Annotated in this window: 13 protein-coding genes; 8 read left to right on the top strand and 5 right to left on the bottom strand. The window is 41.8% G+C overall.

Annotated elements, in window-relative coordinates; all coding sequences use genetic code 11:
* Positions 1 to 516 precede the first annotated feature (516 nt).
* The 3 genes from B9T29_RS13685 to def all read right to left on the bottom strand — a co-directional run bounded on the left by B9T29_RS13685 (position 517) and on the right by def (position 3,650).
* Positions 517 to 2,529, bottom strand: a complete 2,013-nt coding sequence (locus B9T29_RS13685) for a TonB-dependent copper receptor (RefSeq protein WP_086176454.1) — start codon at positions 2,527 to 2,529, stop codon at positions 517 to 519.
* A 71-nt stretch (positions 2,530 to 2,600) separates the two neighbouring features.
* On the bottom strand, positions 2,601 to 3,026 hold the full coding sequence (locus tag B9T29_RS13690; RefSeq protein ID WP_086176455.1) for a DUF2946 family protein: 426 nt from the start codon (positions 3,024 to 3,026) through the stop codon (positions 2,601 to 2,603).
* A gap of 93 nt (positions 3,027 to 3,119) precedes the next feature.
* Positions 3,120 to 3,650, bottom strand: coding sequence for a peptide deformylase (def, locus tag B9T29_RS13695; RefSeq protein ID WP_086176456.1), 531 nt, complete (start codon positions 3,648 to 3,650; stop codon positions 3,120 to 3,122).
* 119 nt (positions 3,651 to 3,769) lie between these two features.
* Here def and B9T29_RS13700 point away from each other — a divergent pair, with 119 nt between their 5' ends.
* The 3 genes from B9T29_RS13700 to B9T29_RS13710 all read left to right on the top strand — a co-directional run bounded on the left by B9T29_RS13700 (position 3,770) and on the right by B9T29_RS13710 (position 6,767).
* Positions 3,770 to 4,924, top strand: a complete 1,155-nt coding sequence (locus B9T29_RS13700; protein WP_086176457.1) for a LysM peptidoglycan-binding domain-containing protein — start codon at positions 3,770 to 3,772, stop codon at positions 4,922 to 4,924.
* 83 nt (positions 4,925 to 5,007) lie between these two features.
* Positions 5,008 to 6,153 carry a DNA-processing protein DprA gene (gene dprA / locus B9T29_RS13705; protein WP_086176458.1) on the top strand — a complete coding sequence of 382 codons (1,146 nt, stop codon included), beginning with the start codon at positions 5,008 to 5,010 and terminating at the stop codon, positions 6,151 to 6,153.
* 44 nt (positions 6,154 to 6,197) lie between these two features.
* Positions 6,198 to 6,767 (top strand): L-threonylcarbamoyladenylate synthase, encoded by a 570-nt coding sequence (locus B9T29_RS13710; protein ID WP_086176459.1) that lies wholly within the window; start codon positions 6,198 to 6,200, stop codon positions 6,765 to 6,767.
* Positions 6,768 to 7,189: 422 nt separating this feature from the next.
* Here the strand turns inward: B9T29_RS13710 and B9T29_RS13715 are convergent, their stop codons facing one another.
* Positions 7,190 to 8,104, bottom strand: a complete 915-nt coding sequence (locus B9T29_RS13715) for a DMT family transporter (protein WP_086176460.1) — start codon at positions 8,102 to 8,104, stop codon at positions 7,190 to 7,192.
* Between the two features lie 187 nt (positions 8,105 to 8,291).
* Here B9T29_RS13715 and B9T29_RS13720 point away from each other — a divergent pair, with 187 nt between their 5' ends.
* The 5 genes from B9T29_RS13720 (at position 8,292) to B9T29_RS13740 (ending at position 12,169) form a co-directional block, all read left to right on the top strand.
* Positions 8,292 to 9,044: a helix-turn-helix transcriptional regulator gene (locus B9T29_RS13720; RefSeq protein ID WP_086176461.1), complete on the top strand. Its 753-nt coding sequence runs from the start codon at positions 8,292 to 8,294 to the stop codon at positions 9,042 to 9,044.
* A gap of 201 nt (positions 9,045 to 9,245) precedes the next feature.
* Positions 9,246 to 9,806: a hypothetical protein gene (locus B9T29_RS13725; protein WP_086176462.1), complete on the top strand. Its 561-nt coding sequence runs from the start codon at positions 9,246 to 9,248 to the stop codon at positions 9,804 to 9,806.
* Between the two features lie 158 nt (positions 9,807 to 9,964).
* Positions 9,965 to 10,510, top strand: a complete 546-nt coding sequence (locus B9T29_RS13730) for a glutathione peroxidase (RefSeq protein WP_086176463.1) — start codon at positions 9,965 to 9,967, stop codon at positions 10,508 to 10,510.
* Positions 10,511 to 10,719: 209 nt separating this feature from the next.
* Positions 10,720 to 11,145 (top strand): RcnB family protein, encoded by a 426-nt coding sequence (locus B9T29_RS13735; RefSeq protein WP_086176464.1) that lies wholly within the window; start codon positions 10,720 to 10,722, stop codon positions 11,143 to 11,145.
* A 421-nt stretch (positions 11,146 to 11,566) separates the two neighbouring features.
* Positions 11,567 to 12,169: a hypothetical protein gene (locus tag B9T29_RS13740; RefSeq protein ID WP_086176465.1), complete on the top strand. Its 603-nt coding sequence runs from the start codon at positions 11,567 to 11,569 to the stop codon at positions 12,167 to 12,169.
* Between the two features lie 74 nt (positions 12,170 to 12,243).
* Here the strand turns inward: B9T29_RS13740 and adhP are convergent, their stop codons facing one another.
* On the bottom strand, positions 12,244 to 13,278 hold the full coding sequence (gene adhP / locus B9T29_RS13745) for an alcohol dehydrogenase AdhP (RefSeq protein ID WP_086176466.1): 1,035 nt from the start codon (positions 13,276 to 13,278) through the stop codon (positions 12,244 to 12,246).
* Positions 13,279 to 13,290 lie beyond the last annotated feature (12 nt).

Below are 13,290 nucleotides of genomic sequence, written 5' to 3' on the forward strand. Positions count from 1 at the left end.
AACTTCGAGTCATTTCTACCATCAATCAATGAAAATAATTTCGATCAATCAACCAGTAAAAATCCACACAAGTTGTTCTTCATAATCTCTTAATGATCTTCTTGCTGATTCGTCACCAGCAAGCTAGGTCGGCTATATTACACTAGATATTCTCAGTGTCAATCAGTAATTCAAATTATTTTAAACTTTCTTTCTAAAACCCAATCTTAACACTTCGTGCTAAGTTGCTGTTTTATCAGAAGTTTTAATCTTCATCACCGCCGATGGATGTGCATTCTACAGGATTTCAGAGGGCTTGCAACACCTTTTTTAAATGAGTTGAATTGTGTGTTTATTTTATAAACCACAAAATTTATAAGTAATTGTTTTATATATTTAAATTATTTAAGAAAAATGTTTATTATTTTCTTTCGAAATATCAATAGATAATAAGATATTGATATTTATCTATTTTTAGTATTTTAAAATACAAAAAGCAGAGCTTATGCCCTGCTTTTTGCTTTAAATTCAACCGAATTAGAACTTCATACTCATCCGTGCCCAGTAGTTACGTCCAATATTGTTAAACTGTTCATTACTGTCAAAACCAAAACCTGAACTGCCAGCTTTATTTAGATGCTCGGTATAGGTTTTATCAAAAACATTATCAATACCGACTGATACATCCACCCCATCACGTAAATGATAGGTGCCATTTAGGGACAAAGTTGTAAAACCTGCACTTTCTTTAAAGTCCTTACCTACGATATTACCTTGATTTTGACTAATGCGACTTTGATCATCCACTACTCTCCATAATGCACCGAGTGTATATTTATCCTGAATATAACGAAGATTTACTCGCCCTTCTAAAGGTGCAATTTGCGGTAAAGGTTTATCATCGATGGTATTTTTACCCCAAGCATACATCGCACTGACATCAGCTTGCAGATGATTGGTAAATTGATAACCCATACCCGCTTCTGCACCTGCAATGGTAGCATCCACATTGCGTGAATCTGCTGCATTGACCATCATGCTTGGCATCTTGGCTGGATCATAAGTCATCAGGATAAAATCATTAATTAATCCTGCATAAGCTGATACCCATGAGTTCAATGCACCATGCTGATGTTGATAGCCTAAATCTAGTTGTAAAGTCTTTTCTGTATCTAAACGTTTAAAGGTATGCATAGTACCTTCATAATCTGTTTTAAAAAGTTCCCAATAATCCGGCATACGTTCAACATACCCCAAACCAAGATAGCTTTTGGCATCATGATCTGGATGCTGGCTTTCTAAGCGTAAAAAGGCACTTGGTAAGGTCTCAGTCCGCTTCACCCCTTTTGCCAGTTTTTCCACACTCACATCATCAACTCGTACACCACCCAGCAATTTATGTTGCTCATTCAACTGATAGCTTAATTCACCGAATGCACCATAGGAATTAAATTTCATATCGGTTGTCACTGGCATCTTCATCATGGCTGAACTCATCCCGCCAGCATGATGGTTTTGCTGTGAATCCACACCCGATACAAGTTGAAACTTATCCCATTCACTGGTCATCACGAAACGTGTATTAAGCGTACGGCGCGTCACATTCATGGACTTATCTGCTTCAAGAACATCACGTAAGCTATAGTTATCCATGACATGATCGTTAAAGTTGTAATTGATTTGCCCTTCAACTTTTTTAATCACGTCACTGATATTCTTTTTCTCAAATCGCAAGCCTAGACTTTCCCGGGCAAATTTAGAGCCATCCATATCACGGCCAGCATACACCGCTTCACCATCAGCTTTACCACCCGTCAGTTCTAGCCAGGTATTTTCATCCGGTGTCCAGCCAATCGCCAGATCAGTATTCCAGCGCTCCCATGCCGATGGAACGCTGTCCCCATTGCCATCTTGATAATCATCTGCCTCAGAACGATTGGCATTCAGACGGATGTATTTGGTTTCATCACCAATTGCAGTTTCCACATTCTGATCCAGCCGACCATAAGAACCGAGCAGCACACTTGCCTGACCACGATAATTTTTTTCAGCCGTTAATTCAGTTTCCGGGCCACGCTCAAAGATTACCGTCGCAGCCGAACCGGTATTGGCATATTGAACCGTTTGTGGTCCTTTAATGACCGAAATACGGTCATAACTTTCTGGTGAAATATACGAAGTCGGTGAATCCATACGACTTGGACATGCCCCGAGGTTTTCTGTGCCATCAGTTAAAATTTTAATCCGTGAACCAAACATGCCACGGAAAGTAATATCCCCATTGGTGCCTGCCCCGCTATTGACCGCACTAAAACCGACAATACTTTGTAAATAGTCAGCACCATCACTGGCTGGAATCGGCTGGATCGGCTGTTTTGGATCGGCATGCACAATCAAACCATTGGCATCATTACCCTGATGAGCTGTGGCCACAATGGGCGCTAAAGTTTGCACGATTGCTGTTTGCTGCTCAGCAAAGGCTGAAGCTGAATAACATGCAACACAAATCGCAGCCGTAAGCGGCTGTAAATAAAATTTAGGCTGAGCCATTTTTATCTCACTGAATTCATAAATTAAACACGGCCTAAGTCAATCAAGACCCAAGCAAAATCAATGTGGATTTATGCAAATAGTGGCGGGGCTCGCCCTTGGGGGATTAAAAAGAGTCGTTGTAAGACAAACCAGACATGACCAAAGGTCTTTTGGAAGGCCAGTAAACGTACTTGAATACGGTCTAAAACTTCCTTGACCTCAAGCTCAGGCGGCAACACCAGATTGCCATAGACGGTACAGTACTGACATTGATGATGGGCATCATGATGGTCATGCTCTGCAGACTTTTCATGCTGCTGAGTTATTTGATGATGCTGATGAGAATGTCCGGAAACAGAAAATGGGTAAGAAATTGGTTTTTGTAATAATGCACGGGTAATAGTTTCACAGACCGGAGCAATCTGATATTGCTTCGGTAATAAAGGCTGCAAAAATACAGCAATCTGTAAAAATACTGCTAGAAACGAGAGTAGCAGCCCACCCCGCAGAACCATAGGCAAACCCTAGAATTTGTCGCAGGCAAGTATAACAAAGCCCAATTTGAATTGGGCTTTTTTTTAAACTCTTTAATCCAGAAGTCGTAAGGATTAGCGTTTCACTGCAACTTTTTCTTTTTGACGCTGACGCACCACTTTTTCTACTTTTTCACGTGCACGTTGACGTTTTAAAGGCGATAAATAATCGACAAATAATTTGCCATTTAAGTGATCCATTTCATGTTGAATGCAAACAGCGAGAAGTTCATCCACTTCCATCTCAAAGGATTGACCCTCAAGGTTAATTGCCTCGATTTTTACACGTGACGGACGCTCAACTTTATCGTATATTTGAGGCACTGACAGGCAGCCTTCTTCATAAGGCTGAGTTTCTTCAGTTAATGGCGTGACTTTGGGGTTAATGAATACCATGGGTTGATCTTTGTTTTCAGATAAATCCATGACAATCAGCTGAATGTGACGATCCACCTGTGTGGCAGCCAAACCAATACCTGGGGCTTCATACATGGTTTCAAACATATCGGCTGCGAGCTGACGAATTTCATCAGTAACTTCTTCGACTGGTTTAGCAATGGTACGAAGACGGGGATCCGGGAAACTTAAAATAGGTAATAAGGCCATACGGTGTCCTCACTTATGCCATTGATCAAAAAACAAAATGAAGGAATGCTTCATCAAAAAAATGTGTGTAATATCGTTATTATAACGCAACTACATACATAATTTTAGGAATTATGATAATGAAAAAGGTTTTGAAGGGCATGCCAACTTTTAGTGCCTTGGGGTTTAGAAAACAATTATTGGCACTTGCCGTATGTGTAAGTGTTGGGGCCGGAATGGTGAGCATTGCTGAAGCAGCACCTACCCGTAACGTCAATCCACCTGCATTAAAAGCCGGAGCACCACAAGTTTATGTGGTGAAAAAAGGCGATACTTTATGGGATATTTCCAAAAGATTTTTGAAAAATCCGGTGCGTTGGCCTGAAATTTGGGCCAGCAATAAACATGTGAAAAATCCACACTGGATTTTCCCGGGCGACCGCCTGCTCATGTGTACCTATAATGGCAAACCGATCATCGGTAAAGATGAAGGTGATGGCTGTGAAGGGATTATCCGTCGTTATACTGGTGGCACCAAGTTACAACCTCAGGTTCGGGTGGAATCATTAAACAATGCTATTCCTGTGATTCCACTGGAATACATCAAACAATGGCTAGAACGCAGCACTATTGTGGCACCTGAGTCAGTTACAGGTACGCCTTACATTGTAGGAACTGCTGACCAACGCGTTCTGGCTGCTCAAGGTCAAACCGTTTATGCACGTGGCAATGGACTGGAAGTCGGTCAACGTTATGCGGTTTACCGTGAAGGTGAACCGTATATGTTTACCGATGCAAAAGGCAAAAAATACAATGCCGGTCTTGAATTGACTCAGGTTGCATCTGGAGTTGCGGTACGTGGTGAAAATGACATTACCACCCTAGAACTAACAGATACTTATAATTCTGAAGTTCGTCGTGGCGACCGTGTACTGCCTGAATATGATCCAATGCTGCCAACTGTGTTCTACCCGACCAATGCTGAAGATGTGGTTGCCGGTGGTCAAGTTGTTCGCGTGATGGGCTCAATTGGTACAGCTGCAAAACACAGTGTTGTTACCATTGACCGTGGTAGCTTGCAGGGTGTTCAAACCGGACAGGTATTGTCGGTGAACCAAAAAGGTGAAGTCGTGACTGATCCAAAAACCAAAGAACGCGTTCAGCTCCCTGGACAGCGCATTGGTAACATTATGGTATTCAAAAGCTTTGATAACTTAAGCTATGCTTATGTACTGGATAGCGAATTACCGATTAAAGTCGGTGCCGGCATTCAGCCGCCACTGATGGATGAATAATCCCTAAATCTAGAAATGAGGCTGAAATTCAGCCTCATTTTATTTTCAAATAATAAAAAGAAGACACAATTAAAGGTCTCGTTATGCTCAACTCATTAAGCTCCTTGCAGCTGGATTACATTCGCGTATGGTTTTTGGTGCAGCACTCGATCACCAGCTTTTATAAAATCAAGCAACACTATACCCATCTAGCTGAGGCAACACAGCCTGATCAAATTGAAACCTGGCAAAAGCTTGGCATTCACAAAAACCATATTCAACGCCTGCGAGATTTTCATCTTCCTGAATCACAGCTGCAATTCCAGCATTGTGTTGCCCTGATTCAAAAAGATAGCGATTTCATTCTCACATTCGACCATCCTGACTACCCCACCCAGCTGCTGCCTTATTGCAACAAACCGCCGATCCTGTTTGGTCAAGGAGATGCTCAAATCCTGCTGCAACCACAAATTGCCATCGTCGGCAGTCGTAAACCCAGTAACCACGGACGTCAGGTCGCCTATGACTTTGCTTATTATCTTAGTGAACAAGGCTTTTATATTAATAGTGGCTTGGCGCAAGGCATTGATGAGGCTGCCCATCAGGGGGCTTTGCAACACAATCACACCATTGCGGTGATGGGAACCGGACTAGACCAGACCTATCCCAGTCAACATCAGCAATTACGCCAACAGATCCTTGACCATTCAGGCACCGTCATTACCGAATTTTTACCCGGAACCGCGCCTTTGCAGCAACATTTTCCACGGCGCAACCGTATTGTCAGTGCCTTAAGCCTCGGCGTCATTGTTGCAGAAGCGGCACTGAAAAGTGGTTCTTTAATCACGGCGAAATGGGCAGCCGAACAAGGTAAATCTATCTTTGCCATTCCCGGTCATATTTATAGTGAGCACCATCAAGGCTGCCATCAGCTGATTCGTGAAGGTGCCATTTTAGTGGATCATCCTGAACAGGTGATTGAAGATCTGGCTCTACCGACTCAATGGCAAACTCAACAGCATAGCGAACAAGCCAGTAAAATCGCACCTTTGAATACTCAACCCGTACTGCCAGCGTATTTGAGCATTCTGTATAACCAGTTGGACTGGATGGGACAACATCTGGATGAGCTGGTCACTCAGCAGCAGTTAGATGTTGCCACACTGACCAGCCAACTGATGGAACTGGAGCTGCTTGGCTTGTGTACCCAACAGGCAGGCTTGTATCTACGTTGTCGTCCAGGCAAATAAGGTTCACAATAGCCCTTTAACAAATGTGAAGGGAAAAAAATCTGATGATTACCACCTCTGTTGCCGAAGCTGCTCAATGTTTAAAACAAGGACATGTTTTAGCATATCCCACAGAGGCAGTTTGGGGCTTAGGCTGTGATCCTTTTAATGAACAAGCGTTCCTGGAGATTTTACGTTTAAAGCAACGTCCGATTGAAAAAGGGGTTATTTTACTGGCAGCGCAAATTGCGCAAGTCGAACATCTGTTAGAACCACTGACTGCAGAAATGCGTCAAAAAGTGATTGATTCCTGGAGCCATCGCTCTCCGACTGAACGCGCAACCACCTGGTTGTTACCGGCAGGCGATCATATTCCTGCATGGATTAAAGGCAACCATCCCAAAGTGGCGGTACGAGTCACCACACACCCCTTATGCGTTGCACTATGCAATGCCTTTAACGGTTTTATTGTCTCAACCAGTGCCAACCCTGCCGGGGAAAATCCCGCCCGCTCTTTGCAAGAAGCCAGCCAATATTTTTCCAGTCAGGTCAATTATTTGAATGGTGATTTGGGTCTAAGCAAAGAACCCAGCCGTATTATCGATGCTGAAACAGGTGAAGTGATCCGCGCTTAATGCGGGTCATTGCTATGTAATAAATAAGGGACTGAGCTAATTTTCAGGCAAAAAAAAGCTCAACCATATAGGGACGGTTGAGCATAAAAAGGATGTGCATAAATCACATCCAGAGGGTCTGTGAATCTGGTTGCGAAGGTTTAAAGATTGTTAAGAATAACTTAAACATTCACGATATAAATATTATGTAATAATTAATTTCTTTATACAAATATATTATTTATCTTAAAAGACAGCTAAAAACTATCAAATATTTATCATTTTTTATTAACAATTTAAATTATCTCACTATTTTTAATTATCTTTTAGCTAAACATCCATTTTAAATGCTTTTTTTAAAACTACGATTCAGAGTTTATTTTCATAAAAATTAGTGATAAAACTAGTTTATTTGTCTGTTTTTTAATCGGCTGTTTTTGCGTTTATGCATTTAATTTTGCTGTTGTTACCACCCGATCCTTCTTTTGAGCCAATAAAATACCCAATAAAATGATCAGCCCCCCCATGCTGTGATACATGGTCCATGCTTCACCTAGCCACAGATTGGCAATAATGGCGGTACAGACTGGCATTAAATTCATAAAAATACTGGTGCGATTCGGCCCGATCATCTGTACCGCCAGCATCCATACCAGTGGTGCAATTAAAGACGGAAAAATACCGGCATACAGCACACTGCCTACATTGTGTTGATCAATTGCATCCAGTCCCAAGTATAAAACAAAGGGCAAATGGTAAAGCAGGGCAAAAACAATCTGCACATACAGGCTAATCAGCAAGGGAATCTGGAGCTGCCATTTTTTCAGGAAAACCCCATAAAATGCGTAAAAAAATACCGCCAGTACCATCATGACATCACCCGGATGTCCACCGGACTGCAGCAGATGGGTGAAATTTCCCTGAGCCATGACATAAAGCAAACCGGCAAAAGACAGCATACTGCCTACAACGGCAAAACGGTTAGGCATGTCCTTCAGCATAAACATGGACACGAAGATGGTAAATACCGGAATGAAGGCATTGATAATGCCCATGTTGGTGGCAGTGGTATAATGCGCTGCGCTATAACCCAGACCTTGATACAGCACCATTCCAAAAGCACCAAGAACAGCAAGCTGTTTCCAGTGTACCAAAACCAGCTGCCGTTCACGCCAGACCTTGCCCAGCATAAACGGGGTTAAGACCACAAAAGCCACCAGCCAGCGATAAAAGCTGATACTGACGGGTGAAATATAGTCGGCGACATAGCGGGTTACGGTAATATTCATCGACCAAATTAAGACTGCCAGCAAGGGCAAAGCGATTGCCCACCAGACTGTTTTGTGTTGCTGTGTCATGCCCTTTCCCGCGCCTGAATATCCCCATATTCATTTTTACCGAAGTCTGAAATAATTAGAATATCGAATTTCAGACATCAGTATTGAGCTACAGACACTGACTGACCGGATTGTGACTATTCAAATGACTTTCCAAATCTTTCAATGATCGCTCTACAAATAAAAAAATGAACACAAGGATATTCATATGCTGAAGCATATTGAGCACTATATAGAAGTGAATGACTTCTTTTATCAAAAAGATGAAATTGTGGCACCACACAGTTCTTTATGGGGTGATTTCAATTTTAGCCTGAACGGTATTCTGGAATATGAAATAGAAGGACAAAGATATCTGTCGCCTCCCAACTATGGTCTGTGGCTTGCTCCACAAACCGCACATGCCTCGATCGCACTGGATGAACAAATCACCCATTATGTCTGTATTCGTGTGCATCCTTGCCTCTGTGAGCATTTTGCTGCTTGCACCAAAACTTTAAGCATTCGCCCCTTTCTTCGGCATCTGGTACATGAAATTCTAGAACAGAAACAGCAAGGCATCAGCACGCTGCATTATCGGAATTTATTACAGGTGTTATTCGATCAACTAAAAACTGCACCTGCCTATGAGCATTATTTACCGCAAAGCCATCATGTTTTGCTGCAGCCACTATTACAGCAATTGGCCAATCCACAGCTATTTCACAAGAGTTTGCAGCAACTTCTCAGAGACTCATCCATCAGCGAACGACATTTACTGCGTTTAAGCCAGCAGGAATTACAATTGAGTTTATCTGAATGGCGCAATCGGGCTAAAATTTTGTATGCGATCACACAGATTCGCCAAGGCAAAACAGTGAAAAAACTGGCCTATGAATTGGGATATCAGCACAGTTCCAGTTTTATTGAATTCTTTAAGCGTTATACCGAACAAACCCCTGCACAACTGCGCGATATCTAATCCTTCATGTTATTAAATAAATAACTCTTTTTGCAATTTGCAGCAGCTTCACAACAAAAACGCCCTAGTCACCAGTTAACGTCCTATGCCATTTTGATCACAGCACTCTGTTGAATCGAGTCTAAACTATATTTTTAACGTTTTTAATGTTTGTTTTAATATTTAGATCTGATGTTTTCATTGGATCTATAAGGATGCGATATGAAAAAATCATTACTGGCTTCACTGTGTGTGGCTGCTCTGGCATTAACGGCCTGTGATAAAAAAACAAATGAGGCACCCGCATCATCAGCAACCAGCACAACCTCAACCTCAACCACCACTCAACCGGTCACAACCAGCCTTAGCTCGAATAATTCAGCTGATATTAAAAGTGATTTAGATCAAATCCAGATGCTCTCCAACAGGAACTCCCAAGAAGCTACGGATCTGCAAAATAAAGCCAATCAGGCTGCGCAAAAAGGTGACAAAGCTGCTTTAACCAGTACTGTGGCACAGATGAAAACCTATATTAATAAATTTAATCAAGAACTTGATACCTTAAAACTGAAAAGTGGCGAAGTGAATGTTGTTCGTGACAAAATCAAAGAATCCAACAATTTAGGCATAGCGCTGGCAGAAACCAGTCTTGAAAGCTCACCGGATAAGCAAAAAGTGACGGAATTACAGAACCGTGCTGCTCAATTGCAGAAAGAATTGATGACTGAAATGCAGGCACTGCAAAACCAGGTCAAAACTACCCCAGCCAAAACAGCCCCCTAAACTCTGCCAAATACCCCAAAACAGGTCGATTGACCTGTTTTGGGGTATTTGGCTATGAATGAATATTGATATCTTCATATCAATAAAGACTTGTCGGCATGCAGAATAAGCTTTAAAACAAAGCAGTAGTTCACATTCAAATATTTAAGGACTTTTTCATGAGCCAATCTGTTTATGACATTCCCGTCAAAACCATTGCCGGACAGGACATCACGTTAAATCAATATGCAGGCAAAGTATTGCTGTTGGTGAATGTGGCATCTAAATGTGGCTTAACTCCACAATATGAAGGCCTACAAAAGCTGTATAAAGAAAAGAAAGACCAAGGACTGGAGATTTTAGGCTTTCCTGCCAATAATTTCTTGGCACAGGAACCAGGTTCTGATGAGGAAATTCAGGAGTTCTGCTCTTTGAATTATCAGGTCGATTTTCCGCTATTTTCTAAAATCTCAGTGGCGGGTGAAGATAAACACCCGCTTTACCAGACCTTGACCCAAGCTATTCCTGAACGTATCGGTGAAGGTCCCTGGTGGGAAGACTTGGTCGATTATGGCTTAACACCTAACCCTAAACCTGAAGTGCTCTGGAACTTTGAAAAATTCCTGATTAATAAAAAAGGTGAAGTGATTACCCGCTTTGCGCCAGACATCAAGGCAGATGATCCGCGTATTGTTGAGGCGATTAATGCTGAACTCGGCAAGTAATTTGTAACAGTAATGTAAGCATCTACACAGCCTGTAGGTGCTTATATTTTTCATTTAAAAACAAAAGCTTAAATAATTAAAATAAAGAATTCTGCTCTTCATTTTTCTTTCATGATTTTAATCATTCAACAGCAACCCATCCTATATCTATCAATAACTTAGAACTATGATCAGCTCATAAACACACCGCCATGATTAAAAGGTGAAGTATGAATACTCTAGTAAAAGCAATCGTTTTATCCTTATCTACTGCTTTGGTTGCTGCACCTGCAATGGCTGCGCCACAAGAGCATCACCAGTCGCATCAAGTGAGTCAACACAATCAACCACATCACGTTAATCAACACAAAGCGCCGGTTAAACATCAAACACCGCATGCTCAAAATCAGCATAAAGCATCTATGCAGCAACAGCACAAACCAGCTGTTTATAAAAAAGCAGTGAATCCGTCACACGACTGGAAAGTCGGTCAAAAAGTACCAGGTCAATACCATGGCAAAAGCTATAAAGTGGACCATACCAAATACAAAAAATTGAGCAAACCCAGTAAAAACCAGCAATGGATTAAAGTGAATGGCGACTATGTGTTAACCAACGTAATGAACCATAACATTATCAAAATCATTCGCGGTTAATGTTCGATAATCTCGGTGAAAATAGACAATGCTGTCCCATAGTTGAAGTCTATGTGTTAAATTCGCGAGTGTGGCAGGGATGCCACACATTCCCCATCACGACAGGAGGTCGTGTATGGGGGAATAAAGACTTTTGCCTACTTTTGGTCTGTCAAAAGTAGGGTTTAGCCTACACAAAGCCATTTACACTTTTAAAGAAAAGACAAGGCTGTGAAAAATATAAATATCAAATATTTAAAGATAACAAATCATCATGCTGATTCAATACTAAAATAAAATTCAAACTATGGGACAGTAGTGGTGCTTCGGCACTCTTTTTTAATGCCTACAAATAAATTTGTTATCACTTTGCAACAATCAGTTTTTTCTACACATTTCAGCCTTATATTCATCTTTACTGAAATAAAGATCTGAATTGGTTATGAAAAAATTCATCCAAAATGTGGTTTCTCCTTTTGTGATGTTTAGTGCGGGCCTTATATTGATTGGTTGTGAGCAAGCCAATACTCCAGACTCAACAGAAACCCAAACTTCACAATCAAGCGAAGTATCTGAACAGGACGCTCAGGAATTAACTACCGAATCAACCGCAATGCCAAAAGCCGAACTGAAAAGTGGCAACATGTTTTATATCGTGCGTGATGTGGCCGATATGCAGTTGAAAGCGGGTGATTATGTCGAGCAGCTCAAACAAACCCAGACTGATTTACAAACTGCCATTGAGGATAAAGATCAGGCACAGCTTCAAGACAGTGCCGATACCTTGAAACAGCAACTGACCGGATTTAATCAGGCACTGAGTAGCCTGAACTTAAAAAGTCAGGAAATTGAGTCCATTCGCCAAGATTTGCTGCAGGCCAATCAGCAAGTACTCGCAACTCCCTTGCTCAATGGAGAAATCAACGTGGCTCAGGTCGATTTCAAGAAAATTGAAAAACAGATGGGTAATATCCAGCTGGAAATGGTCAAGCTTGCCAGCATGATTATTCCTGACAGTCAGGATAAAGATGCTCAAAAAAGCTAGTCTCTACCTAAAGATAGACGCATCAGAGACAGACCAATTCAGTTGTGCTGAAGTGGTCTGATTCTGTTGGCAGATTAAAGTTTCATATCAATCACAATACGACCGTCAATTTTGCCATGCTCCATGCGGTCAAAAATATCATTAATATTTTCTAACGGTTCTACACTGATATGGGCTTTGACTTTGCCACGAGCAGCAATATCCAGTGCTTCTTTCAAATCTAAACGTGTTCCGACGATCGAACCACGTACGGTAATGCCTTCCAGCACCATATTAAAAATAGACAAGTCGAATGTTCCGGGTGGCAAACCGTTCAAGACCATGGTTCCGCCACGTCGGACAATGGCAACGGCTTGTTCAAATGCTTTAGGCGATACGGCGGTGACTAAAACTCCATGACAGCCCTCACCACCAGTGGCTTTCAATACTTGTTCTTTCACATCGACTTTAAGCGCATTTAATCCAACATCTGCACCCAAGCTTTTTGCCAAATCAAGTTTAGTGTCATCTACATCAATCGCCACCACATTAAAGCCCATGGTTTTGGCATATTGAACGGCTACATGCCCTAGGCCACCAATACCGGAAATGGCCATCCAATCACCGGTTTTGGCTTCAGTCATTTTCAAGCCTTTATATACCGTTACACCCGCGCATAGAATCGGGGCGATTTCCAGCAGATCGACACCTTCAGGAATCACCCCGACATAATCGCCATCTGCCAAACAATATTCGGCAAAACTGCCATTGACTGAATAACCTGAATTTTGTTGTTTCTTGCACAGGGTTTCCCAACCTGCATAACAATGATCACAATGCCCACAAGCTGAATATAGCCATGGAACACCGACAATATCACCGACCTTTAAATGCTCAATGCCCTCACCTACTTCGATGACTTCACCTACACCTTCATGTCCAGGAATAAAAGGCAAAGTCGGTTTCACTGGCCAATCTCCATGCATGGCATGCAGATCGGTATGACAAACACCTGTGGCAATAATCTTCACCAGCACTTTGCCGGGACTGATTTTAGGAATTTCAACATCTTGTATTTGCAGCGGCTGACCAAATGCAGTCACCACTGCTGCTTTCATTGTTGTTGCCATATTTACTCTCTC

Source organism: Acinetobacter sp. ANC 3903 (assembly GCF_002135315.1).
GTDB lineage: Bacteria > Pseudomonadota > Gammaproteobacteria > Pseudomonadales > Moraxellaceae > Acinetobacter.